A 26065-nucleotide genomic window follows, 5' to 3' on the forward strand; every position below is an offset into this window, starting at 1 on the left:
GGCCTGGCTCCGCTCAACCCTGGTGCGCGGCGATGAGGGTGCGCGCCGTCATCTCCCCGTCGTGGATGGCTTCGCTCCACGGCACTCGCAGCATCATCGCGGTGGTTCCGGTGTAGGTGATCATCATGGCGCGGGCCAGGGCTTCGGGGCGGTCGAGGGTGACCTCGCTGGCGAAGGTCAGGAAGCGCTCGCGCAGCATCTGTGTCTCCCGCTGCAGGATGTCGGCGATGCGGGGCGGCTGGGTGGGCACCGTTGCCGCCGTCCCGCTGAAGGCGCACCACCTCTCGGTCATGTGTTCGCCCTGGTAAGTGCGAAGCGCCGGGAAGATCGACATCAGACGTTCCTGGGGGGTGTCGGCCTGCGCCAGTGCCCGGTCCCAGACCTGGGTCCAGACCTCCAGCCGTCTTTCGAGTGCGGCGGCCAGCAGGCCGTCCTTGTTCCCGAAGTGGGCATAGAGGCTGGACGGGGAGGCGCCGGCCTGGGCCAGCACCTTGTCGACGGGGGTGGCGATGGCTCCGGCCTGGAAGAAGAGGGCATCGGCGGCATCCAGCAGGCGGTCGCGCACCGGGGGGCGGGTGGACATGGCAAAGAGTCTAGCCGACTGAGTGAAACGTGCGTTTCGGTGAAACGGTCGTTATTGTTGCAGTGCTCGACGGCTCATCTCCCGCCGGGCCCCGACGATCCCGACCCAGGAGAGACATGTCCCACCTGTACATCGACGGCGCCTGGCAGCCAGCCGCATCCGGTGCCACGCGAGAGATCCTTTGTCCCGCCGACGGCACGCTGGTCACCACCGTCAGTGAAGGCGCCGAGGCCGACGCCAAACTCGCCATCGCCGCCGCCCGAAAGGCCTTCGACAACGGTGAATGGCCCAACACCCCCGGACCCGAGCGTGGCCTGCTGCTGCACCGGCTCGCCGACCTGCTGACCGACGAGAAGGAGGAGGTCGCTCGTCTGGAGGCCCTCGACACGGGCAAGCGGATGGTCGAGGCGCGCCTCGACATGGACGACATCATCAGCGTCTTTCGTCACTTCGCCACCCTCGCCGCCGCCGAGCAGGGCCGCGTCGTGGACCCGGGCATGCCGGGCGTCTCCTCGCGCGTGGTGGCCGAGCCGGTGGGGGTGTGCAGCATGATCACGCCCTGGAACTACCCGCTGCTGCAGACCTCGTGGAAGGTGGCCCCCGCACTGGCCGCCGGCAACACCTTCGTCCTCAAGCCCAGTGAGCTGACCCCGTCGACGGCGATCTGGCTGATGGGCGCGCTGGAACGCCTGGGCCTGCCCAAGGGTGTGGCCAACCTGGTGCTGGGCCCCGGCGCCACCGTCGGTGCCACCATGACCAGCCACCCCGACGTCGACCTGGTCAGCTTCACCGGCGGACTGCAGACCGGACGCGGCATCATGGCCGCCGCGGCCCCCACCGTGAAGCGCGTCGCCCTGGAGCTGGGTGGCAAGAACCCGAATGTGATCTTTGCCGACGCAGACCTGGATGCCGCCATCGACAATGCGCTCACTGCGATCTTCCTGGACTCCGGCCAGGTGTGCTCGGCGGGCGCCCGCCTGGTGGTGGAGGAGTCCGTCCATGACCAGGTCGTCGACGAGTTGGTGCGCCGTGCCGGTGAGATCCGGCTGGGTGGTCCCTTCGACGAGCAGGCCGAGACCGGCCCGCTGATCAGCGGACCGCACCGCGAGAAGGTGGAGGCCTACGTCGAGGCCGCCGTCGCCGAGGGCGCCAAGCTCCTGGTCGGCGGCAAGCGCCCCGACGATCCCGAGCTGGACAAGGGCTTCTACTACCTGCCCACCATCCTCGACGAGTGCACCAGCTCCATGAGCTGCGTCCAGGACGAGTCCTTCGGGCCGGTGCTCACCGTGGAGACCTTCAGCGGTTCCACCCGTGAGGAGGCCGAGGATGCCGCCGTCGCGGTCGCCAATGACACCATCTACGGCCTGGCCGGGGCGGTGTGGACCGAGAACGCGGGCCGCGCCGAGCGGGTCGCCAAGCGGCTGCGCCACGGAACCATCTGGATCAACGACTACCACCCCTACGTCGCGGGTGCCGAGTGGGGCGGCATGAAGCAGTCCGGCATCGGCCGCGAACTGGGCCTGGCCGGCCTGCACGAGTACCAGGAGACCAAGCACATCTGGCACAACACCGCGCCCGCGCGGGCCGGCTGGTTCGCCGACAGCCGCGCCTGACCCGTCCCTCGCGTCGGCCGAGCCTGTCGAGGCCCCGACCCCTGACCCCTACGAACTGACCAGTACGACCTGACCAGTACGAACGAGATGAGGAAATCCATGAAGCGTTACGACTACGTCATCGTCGGCGGTGGATCCGCCGGCTCCGTCATGGCGAACCGCCTGTCGGCAGACAAGAAGACCACCGTCCTGGTGCTCGAGGCCGGCCGCGCCGACTGGCGCGTCGACCCGCTGATCCACATGCCCGCCGCCCTGATGTTCCCCAGCGGCAACCCGCTCTACGACTGGGCCTACGAGTCCGAGCCCGAGCCCCACATGGGCGGCCGTCGCGTCAAGCACGCCCGCGGCAAGGTGCTGGGCGGCTCCAGCTCCATCAACGGCATGATCTTCCAGCGCGGCAATGCCGGCGACTACGACAAGTGGGCCACCAACCCCGGCATGGAGCACTGGGACTACGCCCACTGCCTGCCCTACTTCAAGCGGATGGAGACCTGCACCGCCGGTGCCGACGACTGGCGTGGCGGCGCCGGCCCGCTGCACCTGGAGCGCGGCCCGGCCACCAGCCCGCTCTTCCAGGCCTTCTTCGAGGCCACCAAGCAGGCTGGTTTCCCCGCCACCGACGACGTCAACGGCTACCGCCAGGAGGGCTTCGCCCCCTTCGACCGCAATGTGAAGGACACCCGTCGTTGGAGCGCCTCGCGCGCCTACCTGACCCCCGTGCGCAAGCGCAAGAACCTGTTCGTCGAGACCCTCGCGCACGTCACCGGACTGCGCATGGACGGCAACAAGGTGACCGGCGTCGACTACGTGAAGATGCCGGGCAAGCGCCCCGAGAGCGTCGAGGCCGGCGAGGTCATCCTGTGCGGCGGTGCCTTCAACACCCCGCAGGTGATGCAGCTGTCCGGCATCGGTGACCCTGCCGCGCTGGAGAAGGCGGGCGTCAAGACCCGCGTCGAGCTGCCCGGCGTGGGCCAGAACCTGCAGGACCACCTGGAGGTCTACATCCAGCACGCCGCCATCCAGCCCGTCTCCATCGCGCCGTGGCTGGCCTACTGGAAGGCCCCCGTCATCGGGGCCCAGTGGCTCTTTGCGAAGACCGGCGTGGGCGCCTCCAACCACTTCGAGGGCGGCGGCTTCATCCGCACCGACGACAAGGTGGCCTACCCCAACCTGATGTTCCACTTCCTGCCGATCGCGGTGCGCTACGACGGCACCGCCGCCGGTGGCGACCATGGTTACCAGGTGCACGTCGGCCCGATGAACTCCGACGTGGTGGGCGACGTGACCATCAAGGACAACGACCCCTTCAACCACCCGGCGATCCGCTTCAACTACCTGTCCACCGAGCGTGACCGCCAGGAGTGGGTGCAGGTCATTCGCGCCGCGCGCCACATCCTGGCCCAGCCGGCCTTCGCGCCCTTCGACGGCGGCGAGCTCTCGCCCGGCCCCGAGGTGCAGACCGACCAGGAGATCATCGACTGGGTGGCCAAGGACGCCGAGACCGCGCTGCACCCGTCGTGCACCGCGGCGATGGGCACCGGCGAGATGGCCGTCACCGACCCGAACAGCATGAAGGTGCACGGGGTGGAGGGCCTGCGCGTCGTCGACGCCTCGGTCTTCCCGTCCATCACCAATGGGAACATCTACGCCCCGGTGATGATGGTGGCCGAGAAGGCGGCCGACCTGATCCTGGGCAACACCCCGCTGGCCCCGGCCGACGTGCCGGTCTACAAGGCTGGTCAGGGCATGCCGATCTTCCCCGAGGGTGATCCGCGCAACCAGGCCTGGAACCGGGTCGAGGACATCCCCACCGCCATGGAGTCGATGGAGCGCTCCGGCCAGACGGAAGCCAGCGCGTGAGCGGGGCCGCAGCGGTTGCCCCCTCCGGGGGGCATCCCGATGCGCCGCAGGTCGTCCGGCCCCGGGCCAAGTGGCCCGTGCTGGGCGTCTCCGCCCTGGTGACGATCATCGTCGCCGGCTGGGGCCTGGGCGCCCCGGACCACGCCCTGCGCGTCCTGGGACGCGTGGTCGGGCTGATCTCCGACTGGTTCGGCTGGTTCTACATCGCCCTGGCCACCGCGGTGCTGTTCTTCGTGGTCGTCGTCGGGCTGCGCCACTCCCGGGTGCGGCTGGGCAAGGACACCGACCGACCCGAGTTCAGCACCTTCGCATGGGCCTCGATGCTCTTCGCCGCGGGCATCGGCACCGACGTGATGTTCTTCGCCGTGGCCGAGCCGGTGAGTCAGTACATGCTGCCGCCGCAGATCCAGGGGGAATCCCTGGAGGCGGCCCGGCAGGCGACGGTGTGGACCATGTTCCACTACGGCATCACCGGGTGGGGCATGTACGTGCTGATGGGCATGGCCCTGGGCTACTTCGCCCACCGCAAGGGGCTGCCGTTGGCCGTGCGTTCGGCGCTGCATCCCCTGCTGGGCAAGCGGATCAACGGGGCAGCCGGTGACGCGGTCGACATCGCCACCGTGGTGGGCACCATCTTCGGTGTGGCCACCAGCCTGGGCATCGGCGTGGTCATGCTGAACGTGGGCCTGGACATCCTCTTCGGGGTGGAACAGGGCCTCGGCGCCCAGGTGGGGCTGGTGGTGCTGGCCGTGACGGTCGCGACCGTCTCGGCGCTGACCGGCGTGGATCGCGGCATCCGCATCCTCAGCCAGCTCAACGTGCTGCTGGCCATCGCGCTGGCGGCCTGGGTGCTGGTGACCGGTGACTCCACTTTCCTGCTGCGCGCCATGACGATGAACATCGGTGATTTCATCAGCATGTTCCCCGGCATGACGCTGGACACGATGGCCTATGACCACCCGGCCGACTGGATGGGCGCCTGGACGCTCTTCTTCTGGGCCTGGTGGATCGCCTGGGCCTCCTTCGTCGGCATGTTCCTGGCGCGAATCTCGCGCGGACGCACCATCGGCCAGTTCGTGCTGGGCACCCTGACCATCCCCTTCTGCTACATCGTGATGTGGGTGACCATCTTCGGCAATGCCGCGGTCAACCAGATCCGCAACCTGGGCGACAAGGAGTTTGCGACGCTGGCGGTCGAGAGCCCCGAACTGGGCTTCTACCACCTGCTGCAGCAGTACCCGCTGCCCATGTTCATGGTGGGGCTGGCCACCTTCGTCGGTCTGCTCTTCTACGTGACCAGCGCCGACTCGGGTGCCCTGGTGATGGCCAACCTGTCGAGCCACCTGCCCGACAGCGAGACCGATGCCCAGCCCGTGCTGCGCATCTTCTGGGCCCTGGCCACCGGTGTGCTGACCATCGCCATGCTCGCGGTGGACGGCATCGCCGCCTTGCAGAACGCGACGATCATCATGGGCCTGCCCTTCGCCTTCGTCATGGTGATGGTGATGGTCGGCCTGCACCGGGCGCTGGAGGGGGAGCGGAGCCGACGCGACGCCGCCCGTGCCCAGGTCACCTCGTCGCTGGTGGGCCGTGAGACGGTCGCCGCGCCCGGATCCTGGCGCAAGCGGCTGGGCGTCACCTTTGGTGCCGTCTCGGTCAAGCAGGCCAACCGGCACCTCGACTTGGTGGTGCTGCCCGCGCTGCGGGCCGTCGCCAAGGAGCTGGAGGCCCGCGGGGCACAGGCTCGCATCGTTGAGGGCGAGGCCATCCCCGAGCTGCGCGTCACCCGTCAGGTGCAGCTGGAGGTGGGCGACCCGGAGACCGAGGCGCTGTTCACCTACCCGCTGCAGGTGCGTCGGGTTCCGGCCCCCACCTACGGTGCGCGCATGATCGAGGCGGACGACTTCTCCACCCGGGTGGAGGCCGTGCTGCCGAGCGTGGGCGCCTATGACCTGATCTCCTACAACGAGGACCAGGTCTGCCACGACGTGCTGGATGCCTATGAGCGGCACCTGGCCACCACCCGCGCGGTGGCCGAGTTGGAATCCACCCAGCTCTGAACCCGCACTGCAAGGCAGTGACGAAGGCCCCCGGCTTGGCCGGGGGCCTTCGTGCCGTCCTGGGGGAAGGAGCGCGTGAATCCGGCGCATTGAAAGGTTAGGCTCGCCTTATGTCGAACAATGAGGTCTCGTCCACCGCTCCATCCGCACGGCCGCGCCCCGGCAGCAAGGCTCGGGTGATGCGCAGCGCCACCATCAGCGCCGTCGAACGTCTCAACCGTGACCTGGTGCGGCTGCACTTCGAGGGGGAGGACCTGCAGCAGTTCGGGCCGCTGGAGCCCACCGACAGCTATGTGAAGATCCGTTTCGGTGATGTCACCCGCACCTACACGATCCGCCACCACGATCCGGTGGAGGGACGCATGGTCATCGACTTTGTGGTGCACGGCGCCCAGGGTATTGCGGGGCCGTGGGCCGCCGCCGCGCAGGTGGGAGACCAGATCACCTTCGGCGGTCTCGGTGGCGCCTGGCATCCCGACGAGGCTGCCGACCACCACATCTTCATCGGCGACGAGTCGGCCATCCCGGCCATCGCCGCCGCACTCGACGCCCTGCCACACACGGCACGCGCCACCGCCTTCCTCGAGGTTGCCGACGAGTCCGTGCGGCCCCCGCTGCGCCCGCTGCCCGGCCTCGAGGTGGTGTGGGTCGACCGCGCGCCCGACGGCGGCAGTGCCGCCGCGCCCTACGGTGTGCTGCTGGCCCACAAGGTTCGTGAGGCGCACTTCCCGCAGGGGCGGCTGTCGCTGTTCGTGCACGGCAATGCCGAGATGATCAAGGACGTGCGGCGAAACCTGTTCGTCGAGCGTGGCCTGGCCAAGCAGGACGTCTCGATCTCGGGCTACTGGCGCACCGGGCTGGCCGAGGACGACTGGCAGCGCACCAAGCGTGACTTCGTCGCACAGATGGAACGGGAACAGGACCAGGCCCAGCCGGCAGGGGACGGGGCCTGAGCCTCACTGGTTGACCCTTGAGGGGGCAAGGCGGATCGTCTTGTCTGCACCCCGGGTTCATCGAGTCACTGCCAAGCTGAGCGAGTCGGTCCGTTGGACACGACCTGGCTGAGAGTTGCAGGGCTCGGTGGCCCGGGACGTGCAGATCGGCCATAGGGCTTTGCGCCAAGGACCTGGCCGGGTCCCGGAGCGCCTCAGTGAGCGACCGACCGTCACGTCCCGGACCGGAGTGCTGATCCATGGGCTGAACGGAAAGGAGCACTCTGATGCAGGCTACGCCCACTTTCGCCGGGATCGACTGGTCCTGGCAGCACCATGCAGTATGCATCGTGGATGCGCGGGGTCAGCGCCTCGAGGAGGTGGTGGTTGCGCATTCCCGTCCGGGTCTGGCGCGCGTGACCAGGGTGTTGCGCGAGCACGGGGTGGAGCAGGTCGGGATCGAACGCGGCGACGGGCCGGTGGTCGAGCACCTGATGCGCGATGGGTTCGAGGTCGTGGTGATCAGCGCCCGACAGGTCAAGTCGCTGCGAGCCCGTTACGGTTCGGCCGGGAACAAGGACGACCGCCTCGACGCATTCGTCCTTGCCGACGCCCTGCGCACCGATGCAGGGCGCTGGGCCGTTGTACGACCCGACGGTGACGCCACGGTCGCGCTACGGATGCTCGTGCGCGCTAGGCATGACCTGGTGCAGCATCGCATCGCGGTCCACAACCAGTTGCTCGCTGTCCTGCAGCACAACTTCCCCGGGGCCATCGGCTTGTTCAGCCAGCTGGACATCCCGATCAGCCTTGCCTTCTTGCGCAGGTTCCCCACCGAGGTCAAAGCGGCCTGGCTGAGCGAGGCGCGCATGGCCCACTGGCTCAAGGCCAACAGCTACTGCGGCCGTCACAGCGCCCACCAACTCCTCACCCACCTGCGCCAGGCCGCGACCGGACGCCTTCGTGGGCCGGCTGCCGAGGCCAGCGAGGTGATCGTCACCACCTTGGTCGAGCTCCTGACAACCCTTCGCCACGAGCAGGACCACCTCGAGACCCGGATCAAGGAAGCCCTTCTCGAACACCCGGATGGACCCATCTTCCAGTCCCTGCCACGCGCCGGCGTCATCCGCGCCGCGACCCTGCTGGCCGAGATCGGGGACTGCCGAGCCCGCTACCCTGACCCGTCAGCGCTCGCCGCCGCAGCCGGTGTCGCCCCGTCGACCCGCCAGTCCGGCAAACACCTGACCGTGTCCTACCGCCAAGGCTGCAACAAACAGCTGCGCGCAGCTCTGGTCGACTGGGCCCAGGACACCCCCCGCGCCAACGACTGGGCCCGTGACACCTATGACCGCGCCCGAAGCCGCGGCTGCCGCCACCCCCACGCCACACGCATCCTCGCCCAGAACTGGACCCGGATCCTGTGGAGGTGCTGGCACGACCACCAGCCCTACCAACCCGAACGCCACGGACGACTTCAAACACTCATACAACCCGGCGAAGGGTTGACATAGGGCTCTCAGACCGCCAGCTGCACCTGCGTGCTGAAGCGAGAGCTCTCGGGGTGCAGGGCCGGCAGGTCGTGCACGTCGGCCCGGGCAGTGGCGTCATGGGCGGCGGTGGCCCGGCTCCGCCGTGCCCGCAGGTGCTGGGCCGTGGCCAGTGCCAGGATGGCGGGGGCCAACAACAGCGGGATGACGGCAGCGATGGCGACGAAGACGGCGAAGGCGGCGGCAAGACCCAGGATGTTCGGCATGACCTCACCATTCCAATCAGCGGGGGTGGCGCACATCGGGCCAGGGAGTGGATCTGTCTACGACTTCTGGTGGGGCGGTCCGCGCTGACCTCATCCTCCAGTCGTAGGGGCGATCCTCTCTGGTCCGGTCAGGCTCAGGCGGCCTTGACGATCTTGGAGAGTTTGAAGGACTTCCTGCCAGCGGTGGCGGGGCGAGGCTCGTGGGCCACGTCGGATTCGACGGTGAGGGAACGACGGTGCAGGTACATGGTCAGCAACACCACGGGAGCGATGACCAGCGGCACGAGGGCGGCGATGAGGACGAAGACGGCGATGAGCAGGAAAAGACCAAGAAGCGCGGACATGTCTCTCATTCTGGCCCGCTGCGGAGTCATCTCCGCCTGTGAGCGGGGGCTTTTCAGCCACCTCGAAGGCAGTTCAGGGAACTCTTGGAGTCTGCTTGGTTGGTGTTAAGGCAGTGGTCACTTGTACGTCACCATGTGGGTAGGGACGGTCGCTTCCCACAGGGCGGCGCCAGACGGTCCAAGGCAGGGTGAGCACCTAGCATGGATCCATGCCAGCACTTCGTTCCCGCACCACCACCCACGGCCGCAACATGGCCGGAGCCCGTGCCCTGTGGCGCGCCACCGGCATGACCAATGACGACTTCGGCAAGCCGATCGTCGCCATCGCGAACTCCTTCACCCAGTTCGTGCCCGGCCACGTGCACTTGAAGGACATGGGCCAGCTCGTCGCCGGCGCGGTGGCCGAGGCCGGAGGAGTCGGCCGCGAGTTCAACACCATCGCCGTCGACGATGGCATCGCCATGGGCCACTCCGGCATGCTCTACAGCCTGCCCAGCCGCGAGGTGATCGCCGACAGCGTCGAGTACATGGTCAACGCGCACCAGGCCGACGCCCTGGTCTGCATCTCCAACTGCGACAAGATCACCCCCGGCATGCTGCTGGCGGCCCTGCGGCTGAACATCCCCACCGTCTTCGTCTCCGGCGGGCCCATGGAGGCGGGCAAGGCGACGATCAAGGACGACGGCACGGTCACCCGGCTGGACCTGATCGACGCCATGATCAAGTCCGTCGACGACGACGTCTCCGACGCCGAGATCGGCACCATCGAGGAGAATGCCTGCCCCACCTGCGGCTCCTGCTCCGGCATGTTCACCGCGAACTCGATGAACTGCCTCACCGAGGCGCTGGGCCTGTCCCTGCCCGGCAACGGCTCGACGCTGGCCACCGCCGCCGCCCGCAAGGAACTCTTCCTGGACGCCGGGCGACTCGTCGTCGACCTGTGCAAGACCTACTACGAGGGCGACGACGACTCCGTGCTGCCCAAGAGCATCGCCACCAAGCCGGCCTTCGCCAACGCGATGCGGTTGGACATCGCGATGGGCGGCTCCACCAACACGATCCTGCACCTGCTGGCGGCGGCGCAGGAGGCCGGCGTCGACTTCGACCAGGACGACATCGACGCCCTGAGCCGCGTCACCCCCTGCCTGGTGAAGGTGGCCCCCAACACCAACAAGTTCTACATGGAGGACGTGCACCGCGCCGGCGGCATCCCCGCGATCCTGGGAGAGCTGCGTCGCGGCGGCATGTTCGACGAGGACGTGCGCGCCGTGCACTCCGCCAGCGTCGAGCAGTGGCTGGGTGACTGGGACATCCGCTCCGGCAAGGCCACCGACAAGGCGCTGGCGCTCTTCCACGCCGCGCCCGGGGGAGTGCGCACCACCGAGGCCTTCAGCTCCACCAACCGCTGGGAATCGCTGGACACGGATGCCGAGAACGGCTGCATCCACGCCGTCGAGCACGCCTACACCACCGAGGGCGGCCTGGCCGTGCTCAAGGGCAACCTGGCGCCGGACGGCTGCATCGTGAAGACCGCGGGCGTGCCGGAGCACCAGTGGCAGTTCAGCGGCCCCGCCAAGGTGGCCGAGAGCCAGGAGCAGGCCGTCGAGATGATCCTGGGCGGCAAGATCGTCGAGGGTGACGTCGTCGTGGTCCGCTACGAGGGCCCCAAGGGCGGCCCCGGAATGCAGGAGATGCTATACCCGACCAGCTACCTCAAGGGCGTCGGGCTGGGCCCCAAGTGCGCGCTGATCACCGACGGCCGCTTCTCGGGCGGTTCGTCGGGCCTGAGCGTGGGGCACGTCTCCCCGGAGGCCGCCTCCGGTGGCCCGATTGGCCTGGTGCGCGACGGCGACATCATCAGCTTCGACATTCCCAACCGCACTGTCTCGGTGGACGTCAGCGACGAGGAGCTGGCCGCTCGCCGGGCCGAGCAGCAGCAGGCCGGGTGGCAGCCGAAGGATCGCGACCGCCAGGTCTCCGCGGCCCTGAAGATCTTCGCGAAGTTCGCCCAGTCCGCGGACAAGGGTGCCGCCCGCAAGGTCGACTGAGGACCCCGCGGCGCCGCCATCGCGGCGCGCGCGACCCGTACGGGACAACGTTGAAAGGCCTCGCACCCATGGTGCGAGGCCTTCCAGATCTGACCAGGTAGTGGTGACGAATCCGGTCGATGTGCCCAGCCCAACGGTCCCGCCGACAATTCGTCACCCTGCCGACGTCCAGCGCCATGGGGGCCACTGGATCTGGACCGCGGAGTCCTGGGCCATCTCAGTCCATCCTTTGGGTCTGTGCCCTCCTTTCTACGCGCCATGGAGGGCACTCGCAAGGCGCGGGCGGCATCCCTTCAGGATGAATTCTGTCGTCCACCACCAGCTCCACAGGCGCCTCGGCGTTTCCCACAGGAAGACGCCGGGTTGTCCACAAAGGCTGTGGACAACCCGGCGTCCGGTGTGTTCTCAGAGTCGGTCGAGGGCGCTTCGGCCCAGCACCAGGGTGACGCACACCACGATCAGGCCGGCTGCGGCGCAGTGACCGGCAGCCCACCACATGTCGACGCCGTAGATGGCGAGGACCTGGCCCAGTGCCATCTCCAGGGCGAACAGGCCGAGCATGGCTGTCAGCACCGGGCGCAGGGTCGGGCGGTCCCAACCGCGGCGCGCCAGCACGAACAGGCCGACGGCGAGGACCGCCGCCAGCACCATGCGTCCCACCTGCAGGCCCACGGCCACGTCCTGCTGGACGATGCGCCACATCGGCCACCCCACCACGGCGGTGAAGGAGCCCTTGCCCGCGACGACGATGCCCAGCAGGTGCATCACCACCAGGCCGGCGAGCAGCAAGCCCGACAGGCGCGCCAGCGGGGTCCACGTCCACTTCGGGGAATTGCGGCTCACCGAGAGGGTGGCGAGCGTGGCGGCCACCAGTACGGTCAGCGCCCCGAACAGGTCCAGGGTGGCCAAGGGCTTCGGGATGCCGTGGTTCAGCACCACCAGGCGCCCGAGGAAGGCAGCGGTGAAGGCGCCTGCCAGCGCGGCCCAGGGCAGGATCCGGCCCAGCGTGTGACGCGAGGGCAGGCGCAGCGAGGCGATGCAGGCGGCCAGCAGCACGAAGCCGGAGCTGGCGGCGATGATGCGGTGCCCGAATTCGATGATGTTGTGGATCTCGGCCTCGGGGCCGAACTGGCCGGGGTAGCAGCCGGGCCAGGTGGGGCAGGAGAAACCGGAGCCGGTGGCCGAGTTGATGCTGCCCGTGATCACCGTCGCAATGCCGAAGAAGGCAGCGAGCCGCAACAGCACGCGCGTGGTCGACGAAGGCATCGATGCATCGGGCGTGGCCGTCACAGGATGGGTTGAGGTGATGGTGGCTGTGGACATGGCCCTTCCTGGCTGTCGGGGGTGTGTTGCCGCAAACCCTAGTCAGCCGGTGAGCTTCCGCAGCGGGCGGGGTCAGACCTTGCCGCCGCGGCTGAGCTCGAGCTCCCGCAGCTTCTCGGCCACCCGGGCCTTGCGACGTTCACGCAGCCAGTGGCCCAGCAGCACCAGCGCGATGCCCACCACCGCGCCGATGGCGGTCTCGACGCCACGGTCGAACAACAGCAGTCCCACCGGGCGGGGCTGCACCAGCTGGCCCATCATGAGCGCCAGGGGAGTGATGGCCAGCATGGCGACTCCGTAGTTGCGCCCCACCAGCATCTCGGCCGCGAACTGGAGCACCGCCACCACGGCCACCGCCCAGGGGCGTGCCAGATGGAGTGAGAGCAGGGCCCAGGAGGTGAGCAGCCCCGCCGTCGTCCCCAGCACGCGGTGCACTCCCCGTTCCACCTGTTGCGTCACGTGCGGCACCGACATCGGGGCGACGGCCGCCACCATCGCCCAGTAGGGGTGGCCAATGCCCAGCAGCACCGCGATGGAGCCCGAGACCAACACCGCCAGCGCGATCCACAAGGGCTTTCGGCTGCGGCTGAAGACCAGCCTCAGCGGCTGCGCCTCCCGCACCGCGGTACGCCAGCCGCGCGGATCCCGCAGCACACCCACCACGCCCACCAGGACCGAGAAGGCGGCCGACAGGCTCGCGACCAGCGCGGAGATCGCGATGTCGCTCGCGGTGTGCGGCATCGAGAAGACCGTTCCGAAGGCGAAGATCATGAACAAGGGGCCCGGCGGGTGGTAGGAGTGCGCCTTGGCGAAGTACTCGCCGGTGGCCCCGATCGCCACGCCCGCCGCCACCAGCAGCCAGTCGCCGCCGGGCAGCAAGGAGACCACCACGCCGGTGACCACGGCGGTGACCATGCACGCCGCGGCAGACAGCTGCATCTGCAGTCGCACCAGGTGGGGCTGGCTGCGTCCGTACAGCGAGGTGAAGGCGCCGAAGCTGGCGTAGGGGGCCCATTCGGGGCGCCCCAGGGCGATCACCAGGGCCAGGGGCAGGGCGACGCTGATGCCGGCGCGCAAGGCCACCCGGTGAGCCCCCTCCACGGGGTTCATCCGCAGCAGGTCCTGGCCTTTGGGCAGCACAGTGGACACAGAGCACCTCTGGAAGTCGTCTTTGGGGATTGGCGCCAGTCTCTCATGACCGCACCGCGCACGCCGCTGGCTAGGCTGGGCGGCATGAAGGATCAGCAGCTGCCCGTCGCCCCCCTCGTCCAGGTGGACGACCATCGTGTCGCGGTCGTCACCGGCGCCTCCTCCGGGATCGGGAAGGCCACGGCCATCGAGCTCGCCCGAGCCGGATTCGAGGTGTGGGCCGGGGCCCGCCGCACCGCCCGCATGGAAGACCTGGGCGAACACGGCATCCGGGTCTTGCCCCTGGACGTCACCGATGACGACTCCATGGTCTTCTTCGTCCAGACGGTGCTGGCCGGGGCCGGCCGGATCGACGTGCTGGTCAACAATGCCGGCAAGGGCGGCTACGGCGCGGTGGAGGACCTGCCGCTGGAACAGGGGCGCGCCCAGTTCGAGGTGAACCTGTTCGGCATGGCGAGGATGGTGCAGCTGGTGGTGCCGACGATGCGGGAGCAGCGCAGCGGCCGGATCGTCAACATCTCCTCCATCGGGGCCCGGATCTACGAGCCCTTCGCCGCCTGGTACCACGCCAGCAAGTTCGCGCTGGAAGGCTTCAGTGACTCCCTGCGGCTGGAACTGCGTCCCTTCGGGATCGACGTGAGCATCGTGGAGCCGGGTGTGGTGAACAGTGAGTGGAATGCGGTGGCCCGCAAGGACTTCCTCAAGGTGAGCAAGGGCGGGGCCTACGAGAAGTCGGCGCGTCGGATGGCCCGGGTGCTGGCCCTGGCGGATCGTCGCGGCATCGGCTCGGACCCCAGCGTGGTGGCCGAGACGGTGGTGGCCGCCTGCCTGGCCACCCGCCCCCGCACCCGTTACGCGGTGGGGGCGGCGGCACGTGCCGCGGTCGCCGCCCGGCGGGTGCTGCCCGACAAGGCGATGGATGCAGTGCTGGGCGGCCTCGGCTGAGACCGCCCAGCACCGGTTGGTTGGACCGGGATCGGGTCAGGCCAGCAGGCGGATGCCCTTCCAGTTGAAGCCGATCTGCTCCGCCGGACCCCACTGGCCGCGATGGTTGCCGTACCGGTACAGCTTGCCGTCATCACGACGCGCGATCAGGTCGGGCAGCTGGTCACCGTCCACGCTGCCGGGCGAGGTGACGATGCCCATCTTGTGCCAGCCGTGTCCCACCTTCTTGTGGCGGGAGTAGGTCGACTCCGCATAGACGTTCCCGTCGTTCTCCGACAACCACATGGTGCCGTCGCGTCGGATGGAGATCAGGTCTGCGCTGAGGTCGGTGTTGAAGTCACCCAGCGCGAGCGTCTTGGTGGTGTTGCCCCAGCCGGTGGCCATCACTGACTGGTCGGTCTTCAACCCGTCGGCGGTGATGATCCAGCGCTTCAGGGTGGATCCCTGCCGGGCCAGCAGGGCGTGCTGGCCGAAGTGGCTGGGATTGTTCAGCTTGTCGACGGTGAAGTTGTCGGTGTCGGCGGGCAGGGTGGCGAGCTTGGTGCCATTGGCGAAGCGCCCCTGGCCCATGTTCTTGTAACGCCAGACCGTGCGGTCATCGCGTACTGCCACCAGGTAGTCGTCCGACGTGCCGGAGTACAGCTCGGTGACCTGCTGCATGAAGATCATCTTGTTCCAGCCGGTGCCGGCCTTGATGCCGGGGGCCAGACCCTTGTTGGTCATGCGGTAGTAGTACAGGTCTCCGGTGCCGGCCTGGATGCCCAGCACGTCGGCGCGTTCGTCGCCATTCTGGTCGCCGTCGGAGGAGCGCCGCTCCACGCCGCTGCACCCGGGCACGACCACGCGCTTGGGCTTGTAGAGGAATTCGGAATCGGCATGGCTCACGGTGTACACGTGGCCGCCACTACGCAGTGAGCTGACGGTCTGGCTGGTTCCTGGGGACAGTTTGATGTCTCGGCCGGTGTCGAGTGACACGACCAGGGTCGACTGGCTGGTGTTGGTCAGGCGCAACTGGGCACAACCGGGTGACGTGACGGTCACCTCGTCAGCTGCATGGGCTGCGGTCGGGGCCAGAGCCGGTGCTGTCACGGCAGCGACGGCGGCGGTGGTGACGAGAAGGCGTTTCATGTCTCTCTCCCTTGCGAGTCCGTACTTCGCTGGCGGCGGATGCCGCAGTCCCGACAGTAAGCAGCGCAAGGGTCACCTTCCGGCTCCGATGGCGGATCAGTGATGAATTCGCCTCAATCCAGTAGATCTCCGGAGGTGACCACGGTGACCTGGGGGTCATAGAGGCCCATCACCTGCAGCGCAGCCGCGTGGTTCTCGTCGCTGGAGCCCGCGCAGCCGTCGGCCACGACCGTGACCGTGCAGCCCGCATCGGCGGCGGCCAGCGCCGTGGAGACCACGCAGCAGTCGGTGGCCACCCCAACCAGCACCAGGTGCGCGTACTCGCCGACCACCGCTTCCAGCTCGGGCCCCCACTTGCCGAAGGTGGTCACGTCGAGGCTGGGCCGCCGGGTCAGGTCCTGGGCGGAGGGCACCAGATCGAAGACGGGGTCCTCGTCGGGACGGTCCGCAAAGCTCCATTTGTTGAAATAGGCCTGCCAAGAACCGTTGCGCTTGCCGCCCGGCAACCAGCGGGTCAGCAGCACCCGGTCGTCGAAGTGGGCGGCCAATCGGGCGACCACCGCTGCGGTCTCGGCGAAGCGCGGCGCACACCACTCGCTGTCGGGGTCGGCGAAGATGCGCTGGTGGTCGATGACCACCAGCCAGGCGTCGCTGGGAATCATGCCCTTTCCTCCTGCTGCTTGATGGTGCCGCCGTTGAGCACCAGATGTCCGACGAAGCCCAGCAGCAGGCTCACGATGACACCCAGGTTGGCCCAGGGCCAGGTGCCCTCCCAACCGTCGGGGCCGTGGTGGCCCAGGCCGAGCGGTTCCAGCAGATAGCCCTGCCAGTTGTTGAAGCTGGCGTCGCTGAACTGGTTGATCACCAGGCCCCAGCCGATGGCCGAGCACAGCACCATCAGGCCGATCGTCTTCCAGTTCCACGCGCCGTAACGGCCATGGCGGTCGAACAGGGCGGCCTCGTCATAGGGACGCTTGCGGGCGACGATGTCCGCGCACATGATGCCGGCCCAGGCGGCCAGCGGGACGCCCAGGGTCACCAGGAAGGACTGGAAGGGAGCCAGGAAGCTCTCGGCGAAGAAGACGACGTAGATGGTGCCCAGGGTCAGGATGATGCCGTCGAGGGCTGCCGCGGCGGGCCGGGGGATGTCGATGCCCAGGCTCAGCAGCGTCAGGCCGGAGGAGTAGATGCCCAGCACCGCGCCGGAGATCAAGGTCAGCACGGCCACGACGAGGAAGGGCAGCAGGATCCAGGTGGGGAGGATGCCGGCCAGCGCGCCGATCGGGTCATTCGGGATGGCGGTGGCGAGCTTCTCGTCCGAGCCGGCCAGCAGCAGGCCGAAGACCACCAGCAGCAGGGGAGCGACCGAACCGCCGAAGGTGTTCCAGAAGACGATGGCGCCATTGCTGGCATCGCGGCGCTGGTAGCGGCTCCAGTCGGCGGCGATGTTGATCCAGCCCAGACCGAAGCCGGTCATCACCATCACCAGCGCACCGATGCACGAGGCGAAGGAGCCGGCCGGCAGGGAGCTGACCGTGGCCCAGTCGATGTGGCTGATCGTCATGGCCATGAAGACCAGGGTGAATGCGCCGGTGACCCAGGTCAGCACCGACTGCACCTTCATGATGGTGTGGTAGCCCAGCACCGAACAGATCACCACGATCGCGGCGATCGTCATGCAGGCGATGACCTTGGTGGTGGTGCCCGAACTCCACCCCACCCGGTCGAAGACCGTCGCGGTGGCCAGCGTGGCGGTGATGGTCAGGCTGGTCTCCCAACCGATCGAGGTGAGCCAACTGATCAGCCCCGGCACCTTCTGCCCCTGCACTCCGAAGGCCGAGCGCGAGAGCACCATGGTGGGCACCGAGCCACGCTTGCCGGCGATGGCGATCACCCCACACAGCGCGAAGCTGGCGACGATGCCCAGCACCGCCACGATGGTGGCCTGCCAGAAGGAGATGCCGAAGCCGAACAGGTAGGAGCCGTAGGTCATGCCGAAGACCGAGACATTGGCCGCGAACCAGGGCCAGAACAGGTCGCTGGGCCGCGCAGTGCGCTGCGAATCGGGTACCACGTCGATGCCCTGCATCTCGACGAGGTTGCTGGTGGGGGTGACTTCGGTCACCGGTGTGGACGACATGCGCAAATGATGCCACCGCTGCCGAGGAAAGCGGGCACATCGTGCTGGGTGGCGGCGCGCCCTGACGTTCACCCAGCACAGACGTTCACCCAGTGGTCACCCGCGCGTGGTGCGCCCGCTCCGGCCCGCGCCCTAACCTGCCAACCATGCGTACCCCACCAAATGTCCTCCTCATGGCCGGAGCCCTCGCGCTGGCCGCCCCGCTGACCTGCCTTCCCGCCCAGGCGAGCGCACCCGTCGAGCCTGCCGCCCAGCGCGTCACCAAGGATGTGCGCTTCGCCACCTTCAATGCCTCGCTGAACCGCGGCGCACAGGGCGAACTGGTGCACGACCTGTCCACCCGCGACGACGCCCAGGCCGCCGCCGTGGCCGAGATCATCCAGCGCACCGACGCCGACGTGATCCTGGTCAACGAGTTCGACTTCGTCGCCGGTGGCGAGGCGGCCGACCTGTTCCGCAAGAACTACCTGGAGGTGGGGCAGCAGGGCGCCAACCCGGTGCACTACCCGTACTCCTTCGTGGCGCCGGTCAACACCGGCGTCCCCTCCGGGCATGACCTCAACAATGACGGCACGCTGGGCGGCCCCGACGATGCCCTGGGCTTCGGGCAGTTCCCGGGCCAGTACGGCATGGTCGTCTACTCCAAGCACCCGATCGACCAGGAGCAGGTGCGTACCTTCCAGCACCTGCGCTGGGCCAGCATGCCCGGCGCCCTGCTTCCCGACGACCCGGCCACTCCCGAGCCGGCCGACTGGTACTCCCCGCAGGAGCTGGCCACGATGCCGCTGTCGTCCAAGTCGCACTGGGACGTGCCGATCCGCATCGGTCGCAAGACGGTGCACCTGCTGGCCTCGCACCCCACCCCGCCGGTCTTCGACGGCGCCGAGGACCGCAACGGGCGGCGCAACCACGACGAGATCCGGCTGTGGGCCGACTACGTCACCGGCGGCAAGCAGGCCTCCTGGATCGTCGACGACCAGGGTGGCCGCGGTGGGCTCAAGCGTGGCGAGCGCTTCGTCATCGCGGGCGACCAGAATGCCAACCCCTTCGACGGGGACTCCACCAAGGGCGCCATCGACCAGCTGCTCGACCACCCGCGCGTCAACACCTCGCTGACCCCCAGCAGCGAGGGTGGCGTGGAGGCCTCCCGTCTGCAGGGCCAGGTGAACGACCAGCACATGGCGCCCGCCAAGTACGACACCGCCGACTTCGGCGACCAGATCGGCTCCTCGGGCAACATGCGCGCCGACTACGTGCTGCCCAGCCGCAACCTGCCGATGCGCGACGCCGGGATCTTCTGGCCCACCAGCGATGATCCGCTCTCGAGGCTGACCGGAACCCACCCCTTCCCCTCCAGCGACCACCGTCTGGTCTGGGTGGACGTGAGGCTGCCGCACCACCGCTGAGCTGGACAACCAACCCAGTAGGAAAAGCAACTCAGTAGGAAAAGCAAGGGGGGCGCCCCCGAACCGTGCGGTTCGAGGGCGCCCCTGGCCTGTGCATCGGCCCGAGTCAGGCCGAGGGAGTCACCGGCGGCTCGGCCGACCACGGGAAGACGATCCACTTGTCGGTGCGGCGCCACACGTAGTCGGGCTCGACGATGGTGCTGGGCTTGGCATAGAGCACGACACTGCGCACCTGGGCGTCGAACTTCTCCAACAGTTCGATCACCAGCGCGAGGGTCCGTCCGGAGTCGGCGACGTCGTCGACCACCAGCAGCTTCTGGCCCTTGATCGATTCGGTGTCGAGCATCGGGGCCAGCAGCACCGGATCGGGCAGGGTCTCGTGCACGTCGGTGTAGAACTCGACATTGATCGCGTCGGTGAGCTTGGTGCCCATGGCATAGGTGAGGGCTCCGCCCGGCAGCATGCCGCCGCGCGCCACGGAGATGATGATGTCGGGCTCGAAGCCCGAATCGACCACCTGCTGGGCCAGTTCGCGCGAGGCGTCACCAAAGCCTTGCCAGGTGAGCACCTCCTTGTCGGTGAGGTTGCTGGAATCGGCGTGGTACGCAGTCATGCACCGACCCTATCCATCGGCCTGGCCGGCTCGGGGGCAGGGCCGTCGAAGAGCAGCTGCATGAAGACCGCATCCAGCCAGCGGTCGAACTTGCGCCCCACCTGGCGCAACCGTCCGGCCTCCACGAAGCCGAGGCGTTCGTGGAACTGGATCGAGGTCTGGTTGTCGGCGTCGAGCACCCCCACCATGGTGTGCACACCGTCGGCGCGCGCCCGGTCGATCAGCGCCAGCATGAGCATGCGGCCCACGCCCAGCGCTCGGGAGCCGGGCGCGACGTAGACGCTGTGTTCCACGGTGTGGGCGTAACCGGCCTTGTCGCGGAATCGGCCGAAGGAGGCATAGCCCAGCACCTCACCGTCGTCGTCAGCCACCAGCACCGGGGTGCCGCCGTTGAGGCGCTCGTCGAGCCAGACCCGACGGTTCTCGGTGCTGACCGGTTCCAGGTCATAGCTGGCCGTCGTGCTCACCCCGGACTCGTTGTAGATCCGGGTGATGGCCGGGATGTCGTCGTGGGTGGCGGCACGGATGTGCAGCCGGGCGGGATGTGACAGGGGAGCGGTGGCAGAAGACATGCTGGGGGCCATGTGCGACACAGTATCGAGCTGTGGTGGGAGCTGCAGCAGCTGAGTCGATACCGCTACGGTCCCACCGTGGAACCAGTCGCAGAGGAGCGCCAGATGCCCGACAGCAACACCCCCACCAGGTCACAGCGCCTGGAAGGTTTGAGCTTCAACCGTGCCCATGGGCGTCTGCTGCTCGGCTCGGGAATCGGCTGGGCCCTGGACGCCATGGACGTCGGGCTGATCAGCTTCGTGATGGCGGCGCTTGCGGTGCAGTGGAAGCTCGACATGACCACCACCAGCTGGGTGGGCTCCATCGGTTTTGTGGGCATGGCACTGGGAGCCTCGCTGGGCGGACTGCTGGCCGACCGGATCGGGCGCCGCCAGGTCTTCGCCGCCACCTTGCTGGTCTACGGTCTGGCCACCGCCGCCTCGGCCCTGGTGGGTTCGGTTGCCGCGTTGATGGTCTTGCGCTTCATCGTCGGGCTGGGGCTCGGCGCGGAACTGCCGGTGGCCTCCACCCTGGTCAGCGAATTCGCCCCGGCCAGGATCCGCGGCCGCATGGTGGTGGCCCTGGAGGCCTTCTGGGCGTTGGGCTGGATGATGGCCGCGCTGCTCGGCTACCTGGTGATCCCGTTGGGCGACGACGGGTGGCGCTGGGCGCTGGCGGTGGGCCTGGTGCCCACGGCCTATGCCGCCGTCGTGCGCCACAAGTTGCCCGAATCGGTGCGCTTCCTGGAGTCGAAGGGCCGTTTTGCCGAGGCCGAGGCGGCCGTGGTCTCCTTCGAGCAGGCCAGCCCCGTCCGCGAGCGCGTCAACACCTCGGCCGGCGTCACCCTGGCCCCGGTGGTGGAGGAGCTGGGCGAACCCACTGGCCGGGAGCACATCTGGTCGTCGCGTTTCCGGGTGCGCACCGCGGCGCTGTGGGTGGTGTGGTTCTGCATCAACCTGAGCTACTACGGCGCCTTCATCTGGATCCCGTCGCTGCTGGTGCAGCAGGGATTCAGCATGGTGAAGTCCTTCGGGTTCACGCTGGTCATGACGCTGGCCCAGCTGCCGGGCTACGCCCTGGCCGCCTGGCTGATCGAGGCCTGGGGGCGACGCGCGACCCTGGCGAGTTTCCTTGCGGGTTCCGCGCTCGCGGCGCTGGCCTATGGCCAGGCCGACAGCACCACCTGGATCCTGGTGTCCGGCTGTGCCCTGAGCTTCGCCAACCTGGGCGCCTGGGGTGCGCTGTATGCGATCGGTCCCGAGATCTACCCGACCTCGATCCGGGGCACCGGCACCGGTGCCGCCGCGGCCTTCGGGCGCATCGCCTCGATCCTCGCACCGCTTTTGGTGCCGCTGCTGATTGCCCGGGGTGGCAATGTGCTGGCCTTCGGCGTCTTCTCGCTCGCCTTCGCGGTGGCGGCGGTGGCCTGTTTCGTGTTGCCGGAGTCACGCAACCGCAGCCTGGGCCGGGTCTGACGTCGCATGGCCGCGTGGGTTCCCGCAAGGCGAGTGGGTTTCTGGGAGGCGCGTGTGTTGCAACCCACGCGGACCGCGCGAACCCACGCGTACAGCGCCAGACCTAGGGTGAACGCTGGCTGACAACTCGGCCAAAGCCGCCCGCTCGGCTGCGAACAGGGGCACAGTTGGGTCATGGGACAGATGACACTGACTTTCCTGGGTGCTGCGGGCACCGTGACCGGTTCGAAGCACCTGGTGACCATCGGCGAGCGTCGAGTGCTCGTCGACGCCGGTCTGTTCCAGGGGGAGAAGAAGTGGCGTGAGCAGAACTGGGCCAAGTTCCCCGTCGATCCGGGCTCCATCTCCGACATCGTGCTCACCCATGCCCACCTCGACCACGTGGGCTACATCCCGGCGCTGGTCAAGCACGGTTTTCGCGGCACCATCTGGTGCACGCCCGACACGATCGAGCTGGCCGAGATCGTCCTGATGGATTCGGCCCACCTGCAGGAACAGGACGCCAAGGACGCGGCCGAAGGGGGCTGGAGCAAGCACAACCCGCCGCTGGCGCTGTACACCCAGGAAGACGTGCAGACCACGATGCGGCTCTTTCGTCCCGTGCCCTTCGACGTCGACACCGACCTGCGTGAGGGGTTGACGATTCGCCTCACCCGGGCCGGGCACATCCTGGGGTCGGCGTGCGTGAACCTGAGCCATGACGGGCGCAGCGTGCTGTTCAGCGGAGACCTGGGCCGTCATGACCATCCGGTGCTCAAGCCGCGCGGCGTACCGCAGGGTGCCGACTACGTGTTGATGGAGTCCACCTATGGCGATCGGGAGCACCCGGAGCCCGAGGGCCTGCCGCACGAGTTGTTCGCCGAGACCATTCGCCGCACGGTGGCCCGCGGCGGTTCGGTGCTGGTGCCCGCCTTCGCCGTCGACCGCACCGAGGCCGTGCTGAAGGTGATCACGGAGATGCACCAGGCCGGCCGCATCCCCGAGGTGCCGGTCTTCGTGAACTCGCCCATGGCCACCGCCGCGCTCAAGGTCTACCGCGGCTCCGACGAGCTGCGCCCCGACATGGACGTCGACGACTTCGTCGACCTGCGCAACCTGCGAGAGGTGCGCAGCGTGGAGGAGTCCCGCTCCCTCAACGACCCGACCTTCCCCTGCATCATCATCAGTTCCTCGGGCATGGCCACCGGCGGGCGTGTGGTGCACCACCTGGAGCACATGCTGCCCGATCCGAAGCACTCGGTGGTGCTGACCGGTTACCAGGGTGTCGGCACCCGAGGCCGTTCCCTGCTGGAAGGGGCCAAGCAGCTCAAGATGCATGGTCGCTATGTTCCGGTGCGCGCCACGATCGTGCAGGACCAGGAGTTCAGCGTGCACGCGGACTGCTCCGACCTGCTGGACTGGCTGCGCGACCTCCCGCGCAAGCCGCGCACCGTCTTCCTGGTGCACGGCGAGCAGGACTCTGCCGAGGCGCTGCGGGAACGCATCGTCGACGAGTTCGGCATCACCTGCGTGGTGCCCCGCCAGGGCGAGGTGGTCAGCGTCGACGTCGGTCCCGCCGTGGAGGCCGAACCGGTGCAAGAGCCCGCGCAGGTGGGCAGCCCGGTGCACATTCCGCCGGCCCCGACGCGCGATGCGGCGACCGTGGGGCCGCGCCTGACGACGCTGCAGGTGGTCAACCGCCTGGCCCGCGCCCTGGAGGAGGGCAATGGGGAGCTGTTGGCAGGGCTGCTGCACGGACCCGTGCGGGTGGGCGGCGTCGAGACCGACGCCGGCACCTGGGCCGGGGAACTGCGCGGCTTCGAACTGGTTGACCTGGTGGATGCCGGGCGACGAGCCGTCGCGCGCGGGATGCTGCCCGGGGATCCCGCGCGAGAGGTGGTCTTCTTCCTGGAGCTGGACGGGGAGGGTATCAGCGGCCTCGACCAGGTGGGCTGAGCGCGGCCGAGGCTTTGCAGCGTGCGCTGCAAAGGGGCGTGCTGTCGCGCGACCCGTGCGGCTGGTCCGAGGTCTAGCGTCGAGGTGCAGGAAGCCACCGGCGAACCCGAGGGATGCGCCACTGGCTTCTCCAGCTCCACGAAAGGATGAACCCCATGGCAACCCTGGTTGTTCTCGGCGCCGGCATCATGGCCACCGCGCTGGCCACACCCTTCGCCGACAATGGCAACACCGTGCGACTGGTGGGTACCCACCTGGATCGCGACGTCATCGAGTCGATCCAGCAGACCGGCGTGCACCCCAGGCTGGGACTCAAGGTTCCCGAGGGCACCGAGGCCTACCAGCTGGAGGATGCCGCCAAGGCCTTCGAGGGCGTCGACCTGGTGATGAGCGGCGTCAACTCCTTCGGCGTCGAGTGGGCCGGCGAACAGCTGGCCGGTCTGCTCCGCCCCGGAATGCACGTCATCGCGCTGGCCAAGGGGCTGCGCGCCGACCAGGACGGCAAGTTCGAGATCCTGCCGCGCGTGCTCGCCAACCAGGTGCCCGAGGACCTGCGCAAGCAGGTGAGCTGGTCGGCCATCGCCGGCCCCTCGATCGCCGGCGAGGTGGCGGTGCGCCGCCACACCTGCGTCACCTTCACCGGTGACGACCTCCAGGCACTCCAAATGTGGCGTGACCTGTTCGAGACCGAGGCCTACCACGTCTGGCTCAACACCGACTTCACCGGCATCGAACTGATGGCGGCCACCAAGAACTGCTACGCCTTCGGGGCCGGTTTCATGCACGGAACCCTCCAGAAGCTCAAGGACGAGGGCGCCGAGTTCTCCGACAGCCCCTACGTCAACTTCAACTACGGGGCGGCCGTCTTCGGCCAGGCCTCGATCGAGATGCAGCAGTGGCTGCAGCTGATGGAATGCGATCCGCAGACCGTGATGGGTCTGGCCGGCATCGGCGACTGCTTCGTGACCTCGATGGGCGGACGCAATGTGAAGGTGGGCACGCTGGTTGGCCAGGGCATGACCTTCAGCCAGGCCAAGGCCAAGATGCCCGGCGTGACCCTGGAGGGTGCCACCTGCATCGTCGTGGTGGGCAAGGCGCTCAAGCGGCTCACCGAGCGCGGCGTGGTGCCGGCCGAACAGTTCCCGCTGCTGCGGCACCTGTACGAGGTGGTGGGCGAGGATCAGCCGGTCAACGTGCCGTGGAAGAAGTTCTTCGGCTCCGACGGCGCCGGCCGCTGACCCCGGCCGTGGTGGCCACCGGAGTGATCGACGAGGATGGATGACATGGAAGAGACGACGGTGGCCACCCAGCCCAGCCCCACCCACCCCGAGCAGCTGCACCCAGCCCAACTGCATGGGGCCTATGTCTTCGACATGGATGGCACGATCTACCTGGGCGACGAGCTGTTGCCCGGCGCGGCCCGGCTGGTGCGTGAACTGCGTCGGCGGCAGATCCCGGTGCGCTTCCTGAGCAACAACCCCACCAAGGATCCGCAGCAGTATGCGGAGAAGCTGGAACGCCTCGGGCTGCCCACCGACGTGGCCGACATCGCCAACACGGTGGTCACCACCACCCGCTGGTTGCGGTCGCACCACCCCGATGCGGTGCTCTTCCCGATCGCCGAGGAGCCGCTGTGCCGGGCCCTGACCGAGGCCGGTTTCCGGCTCAGCGAGGATCCGGCCGAGATCGACGTCGTCATCGCCTCCTATGACCGAGGCTTCGACTACCGCAAGCTGCAGATCGCTTTCGACGCCTTGTGGTTCCACAAACGGGCAATCCTGGTGCAGACAAATCCCGACCGCTACTGCCCCTTCCCGGGGGGATGGGGCGAGCCCGACTGCGCCGCCATCACCGCCGCCATCGAGGCGTGCACCGGGGTGAGCTGCCAGGTGAACCTGGGCAAGCCGTCGTCGGTGATGCTCACCGAGGCGCTGGCAGGCCTCGACGTGGCCGTCGAGGATGCCGTGATGGTGGGGGACCGGTTGCAGACCGACATCCAGATGGCGGTGGAGACCGGCATGAGGTCGGCGCTGGTGCTCACCGGAGAGGCCACCGCCGAGGACGCGGCCCAGTTGCCCCCGGCAGAGCGCCCCAGTTATCTGCTGGACCGAATCGACCGGCTGCTGCCCCCGCAGGTGTGGCAGGAGCTGGGCTGGACCGAGGACGACTGAAAGAGCCCGGCGCCGGGCAGGCGGGAAAAGCTGTG

At 68.4% G+C, this 26065-nt stretch carries 22 protein-coding genes; 12 read left to right on the top strand and 10 right to left on the bottom strand.

What is annotated here, in order from left to right; translation table 11 throughout:
* Nucleotides 1-13: 13 nt before the first annotated feature.
* The gene (locus ACOAMO_RS08645; protein ID WP_420174402.1) at nucleotides 14-583 is read right to left on the bottom strand and encodes a TetR/AcrR family transcriptional regulator; all 570 of its coding nucleotides are present in this window, start codon (nucleotides 581-583) and stop codon (nucleotides 14-16) included.
* A 116-nt stretch (nucleotides 584-699) separates the two neighbouring features.
* Here ACOAMO_RS08645 and ACOAMO_RS08650 point away from each other — a divergent pair, with 116 nt between their 5' ends.
* The 5 genes from ACOAMO_RS08650 to ACOAMO_RS08670 all read left to right on the top strand — a co-directional run bounded on the left by ACOAMO_RS08650 (nucleotide 700) and on the right by ACOAMO_RS08670 (nucleotide 8559).
* Nucleotides 700-2196, top strand: a complete 1497-nt coding sequence (locus ACOAMO_RS08650) for an aldehyde dehydrogenase family protein (protein ID WP_420174403.1) — start codon at nucleotides 700-702, stop codon at nucleotides 2194-2196.
* A gap of 99 nt (nucleotides 2197-2295) precedes the next feature.
* Entirely contained in the window at nucleotides 2296-4056 is a 1761-nt protein-coding gene (gene betA, locus ACOAMO_RS08655; protein ID WP_420174404.1) for a choline dehydrogenase, read from the top strand.
* A complete protein-coding gene (gene betT / locus ACOAMO_RS08660) occupies nucleotides 4053-6116 on the top strand; it encodes a choline BCCT transporter BetT (RefSeq protein WP_420174405.1) in 2064 nt (687 codons plus the stop codon). Before betA ends, betT begins: the two co-directional genes overlap by 4 nt.
* 110 nt (nucleotides 6117-6226) lie before the next feature.
* Nucleotides 6227-7069: a siderophore-interacting protein gene (locus tag ACOAMO_RS08665; RefSeq protein ID WP_420174406.1), complete on the top strand. Its 843-nt coding sequence runs from the start codon at nucleotides 6227-6229 to the stop codon at nucleotides 7067-7069.
* A gap of 266 nt (nucleotides 7070-7335) precedes the next feature.
* Nucleotides 7336-8559, top strand: a complete 1224-nt coding sequence (locus ACOAMO_RS08670; RefSeq protein ID WP_420174407.1) for an IS110 family transposase — start codon at nucleotides 7336-7338, stop codon at nucleotides 8557-8559.
* Nucleotides 8560-8564: 5 nt separating this feature from the next.
* On the opposite strand, the gene ACOAMO_RS08675 is transcribed toward ACOAMO_RS08670, so the two are convergent.
* Both ACOAMO_RS08675 and ACOAMO_RS08680 read right to left on the bottom strand, forming a co-directional pair.
* Nucleotides 8565-8801 carry a hypothetical protein gene (locus tag ACOAMO_RS08675; RefSeq protein ID WP_420174408.1) on the bottom strand — a complete coding sequence of 79 codons (237 nt, stop codon included), beginning with the start codon at nucleotides 8799-8801 and terminating at the stop codon, nucleotides 8565-8567.
* 134 nt (nucleotides 8802-8935) lie between these two features.
* On the bottom strand, nucleotides 8936-9145 hold the full coding sequence (locus ACOAMO_RS08680) for a hypothetical protein (protein ID WP_420174409.1): 210 nt from the start codon (nucleotides 9143-9145) through the stop codon (nucleotides 8936-8938).
* Nucleotides 9146-9354: 209 nt separating this feature from the next.
* Between ACOAMO_RS08680 and ilvD the strand changes: the two genes are divergently transcribed.
* Nucleotides 9355-11193 carry a dihydroxy-acid dehydratase gene (gene ilvD / locus ACOAMO_RS08685; protein ID WP_420174410.1) on the top strand — a complete coding sequence of 613 codons (1839 nt, stop codon included), beginning with the start codon at nucleotides 9355-9357 and terminating at the stop codon, nucleotides 11191-11193.
* A gap of 405 nt (nucleotides 11194-11598) precedes the next feature.
* Here the strand turns inward: ilvD and ACOAMO_RS08690 are convergent, their stop codons facing one another.
* Together ACOAMO_RS08690 and ACOAMO_RS08695 are read right to left on the bottom strand one after the other, a co-directional pair.
* Nucleotides 11599-12516 carry a COX15/CtaA family protein gene (locus ACOAMO_RS08690; protein ID WP_420174411.1) on the bottom strand — a complete coding sequence of 306 codons (918 nt, stop codon included), beginning with the start codon at nucleotides 12514-12516 and terminating at the stop codon, nucleotides 11599-11601.
* Nucleotides 12517-12588: 72 nt separating this feature from the next.
* On the bottom strand, nucleotides 12589-13665 hold the full coding sequence (locus ACOAMO_RS08695; RefSeq protein ID WP_420174412.1) for an FUSC family protein: 1077 nt from the start codon (nucleotides 13663-13665) through the stop codon (nucleotides 12589-12591).
* A gap of 84 nt (nucleotides 13666-13749) precedes the next feature.
* Between ACOAMO_RS08695 and ACOAMO_RS08700 the strand changes: the two genes are divergently transcribed.
* Nucleotides 13750-14610, top strand: a complete 861-nt coding sequence (locus tag ACOAMO_RS08700; protein ID WP_420174413.1) for an oxidoreductase — start codon at nucleotides 13750-13752, stop codon at nucleotides 14608-14610.
* Nucleotides 14611-14646: 36 nt separating this feature from the next.
* Here ACOAMO_RS08700 and ACOAMO_RS08705 read toward each other — a convergent pair whose 3' ends face one another.
* The 3 genes from ACOAMO_RS08705 to ACOAMO_RS08715 form a co-directional block, all read right to left on the bottom strand.
* Nucleotides 14647-15738, bottom strand: coding sequence for a hypothetical protein (locus ACOAMO_RS08705; protein WP_420174414.1), 1092 nt, complete (start codon nucleotides 15736-15738; stop codon nucleotides 14647-14649).
* Between the two features lie 113 nt (nucleotides 15739-15851).
* Nucleotides 15852-16400, bottom strand: a complete 549-nt coding sequence (locus ACOAMO_RS08710) for a cysteine hydrolase family protein (protein ID WP_420174415.1) — start codon at nucleotides 16398-16400, stop codon at nucleotides 15852-15854.
* The gene (locus ACOAMO_RS08715) at nucleotides 16397-17878 is read right to left on the bottom strand and encodes a purine-cytosine permease family protein (protein ID WP_420174416.1); all 1482 of its coding nucleotides are present in this window, start codon (nucleotides 17876-17878) and stop codon (nucleotides 16397-16399) included. Before ACOAMO_RS08715 ends, ACOAMO_RS08710 begins: the two co-directional genes overlap by 4 nt.
* A 146-nt stretch (nucleotides 17879-18024) precedes the next feature.
* Between ACOAMO_RS08715 and ACOAMO_RS08720 the strand changes: the two genes are divergently transcribed.
* A complete protein-coding gene (locus ACOAMO_RS08720; RefSeq protein WP_420174417.1) occupies nucleotides 18025-19284 on the top strand; it encodes an endonuclease/exonuclease/phosphatase family protein in 1260 nt (419 codons plus the stop codon).
* Nucleotides 19285-19390: 106 nt separating this feature from the next.
* Here the strand turns inward: ACOAMO_RS08720 and ACOAMO_RS08725 are convergent, their stop codons facing one another.
* Both ACOAMO_RS08725 and ACOAMO_RS08730 read right to left on the bottom strand, forming a co-directional pair.
* The gene (locus ACOAMO_RS08725; protein WP_420174418.1) at nucleotides 19391-19897 is read right to left on the bottom strand and encodes a phosphoribosyltransferase; all 507 of its coding nucleotides are present in this window, start codon (nucleotides 19895-19897) and stop codon (nucleotides 19391-19393) included.
* The gene (locus ACOAMO_RS08730; RefSeq protein WP_420174419.1) at nucleotides 19894-20469 is read right to left on the bottom strand and encodes a GNAT family N-acetyltransferase; all 576 of its coding nucleotides are present in this window, start codon (nucleotides 20467-20469) and stop codon (nucleotides 19894-19896) included. Before ACOAMO_RS08730 ends, ACOAMO_RS08725 begins: the two co-directional genes overlap by 4 nt.
* Nucleotides 20470-20547: 78 nt before the next feature.
* Here ACOAMO_RS08730 and ACOAMO_RS08735 point away from each other — a divergent pair, with 78 nt between their 5' ends.
* The 4 genes from ACOAMO_RS08735 (at nucleotide 20548) to ACOAMO_RS08750 (ending at nucleotide 26030) form a co-directional block, all read left to right on the top strand.
* On the top strand, nucleotides 20548-21924 hold the full coding sequence (locus tag ACOAMO_RS08735; RefSeq protein ID WP_420174420.1) for an MFS transporter: 1377 nt from the start codon (nucleotides 20548-20550) through the stop codon (nucleotides 21922-21924).
* A gap of 174 nt (nucleotides 21925-22098) precedes the next feature.
* The gene (locus ACOAMO_RS08740) at nucleotides 22099-23859 is read left to right on the top strand and encodes an MBL fold metallo-hydrolase RNA specificity domain-containing protein (protein ID WP_420174421.1); all 1761 of its coding nucleotides are present in this window, start codon (nucleotides 22099-22101) and stop codon (nucleotides 23857-23859) included.
* A 155-nt stretch (nucleotides 23860-24014) separates the two neighbouring features.
* Complete coding sequence (locus tag ACOAMO_RS08745) at nucleotides 24015-25097, top strand: NAD(P)H-dependent glycerol-3-phosphate dehydrogenase (protein ID WP_420174422.1); 1083 nt, start codon at nucleotides 24015-24017, stop codon at nucleotides 25095-25097.
* 45 nt (nucleotides 25098-25142) lie between these two features.
* Nucleotides 25143-26030 carry an HAD-IIA family hydrolase gene (locus ACOAMO_RS08750; protein ID WP_420174423.1) on the top strand — a complete coding sequence of 296 codons (888 nt, stop codon included), beginning with the start codon at nucleotides 25143-25145 and terminating at the stop codon, nucleotides 26028-26030.
* The last annotated feature ends 35 nt before the right edge of the window (nucleotides 26031-26065 follow it).

The organism is Luteococcus struthionis (assembly GCF_048595755.1).
In the GTDB taxonomy this organism is placed as follows: Bacteria; Actinomycetota; Actinomycetes; order Propionibacteriales; family Propionibacteriaceae; genus Luteococcus.

What these genes read in the sequence shown, in the direction of transcription:
- ACOAMO_RS08670 (WP_420174407.1), top strand. Translation starts at nt 7,336, where the DNA reads ATGCAGGCTACGCCCACTTTCGCCGGGATCGACTGGTCCTGGCAGCAC.
- ACOAMO_RS08680 (WP_420174409.1), bottom strand. Translation starts at nt 9,145, where the DNA reads ATGTCCGCGCTTCTTGGTCTTTTCCTGCTCATCGCCGTCTTCGTCCTC.
- ACOAMO_RS08740 (WP_420174421.1), top strand. Translation starts at nt 22,099, where the DNA reads ATGGGACAGATGACACTGACTTTCCTGGGTGCTGCGGGCACCGTGACC.
- ACOAMO_RS08725 (WP_420174418.1), bottom strand. Translation starts at nt 19,897, where the DNA reads ATGACTGCGTACCACGCCGATTCCAGCAACCTCACCGACAAGGAGGTG.
- ACOAMO_RS08705 (WP_420174414.1), bottom strand. Translation starts at nt 15,738, where the DNA reads ATGAAACGCCTTCTCGTCACCACCGCCGCCGTCGCTGCCGTGACAGCA.
- ACOAMO_RS08650 (WP_420174403.1), top strand. Translation starts at nt 700, where the DNA reads ATGTCCCACCTGTACATCGACGGCGCCTGGCAGCCAGCCGCATCCGGT.
- ACOAMO_RS08665 (WP_420174406.1), top strand. Translation starts at nt 6,227, where the DNA reads ATGTCGAACAATGAGGTCTCGTCCACCGCTCCATCCGCACGGCCGCGC.
- ACOAMO_RS08745 (WP_420174422.1), top strand. Translation starts at nt 24,015, where the DNA reads ATGGCAACCCTGGTTGTTCTCGGCGCCGGCATCATGGCCACCGCGCTG.
- ACOAMO_RS08730 (WP_420174419.1), bottom strand. Translation starts at nt 20,469, where the DNA reads ATGTCTTCTGCCACCGCTCCCCTGTCACATCCCGCCCGGCTGCACATC.
- ACOAMO_RS08710 (WP_420174415.1), bottom strand. Translation starts at nt 16,400, where the DNA reads ATGATTCCCAGCGACGCCTGGCTGGTGGTCATCGACCACCAGCGCATC.
- betA (WP_420174404.1), top strand. Translation starts at nt 2,296, where the DNA reads ATGAAGCGTTACGACTACGTCATCGTCGGCGGTGGATCCGCCGGCTCC.
- ACOAMO_RS08645 (WP_420174402.1), bottom strand. Translation starts at nt 583, where the DNA reads ATGTCCACCCGCCCCCCGGTGCGCGACCGCCTGCTGGATGCCGCCGAT.
- ACOAMO_RS08750 (WP_420174423.1), top strand. Translation starts at nt 25,143, where the DNA reads ATGGAAGAGACGACGGTGGCCACCCAGCCCAGCCCCACCCACCCCGAG.
- ACOAMO_RS08690 (WP_420174411.1), bottom strand. Translation starts at nt 12,516, where the DNA reads ATGTCCACAGCCACCATCACCTCAACCCATCCTGTGACGGCCACGCCC.
- ilvD (WP_420174410.1), top strand. Translation starts at nt 9,355, where the DNA reads ATGCCAGCACTTCGTTCCCGCACCACCACCCACGGCCGCAACATGGCC.
- ACOAMO_RS08675 (WP_420174408.1), bottom strand. Translation starts at nt 8,801, where the DNA reads ATGCCGAACATCCTGGGTCTTGCCGCCGCCTTCGCCGTCTTCGTCGCC.
- ACOAMO_RS08720 (WP_420174417.1), top strand. Translation starts at nt 18,025, where the DNA reads ATGCGTACCCCACCAAATGTCCTCCTCATGGCCGGAGCCCTCGCGCTG.
- ACOAMO_RS08700 (WP_420174413.1), top strand. Translation starts at nt 13,750, where the DNA reads ATGAAGGATCAGCAGCTGCCCGTCGCCCCCCTCGTCCAGGTGGACGAC.
- ACOAMO_RS08715 (WP_420174416.1), bottom strand. Translation starts at nt 17,878, where the DNA reads ATGTCGTCCACACCGGTGACCGAAGTCACCCCCACCAGCAACCTCGTC.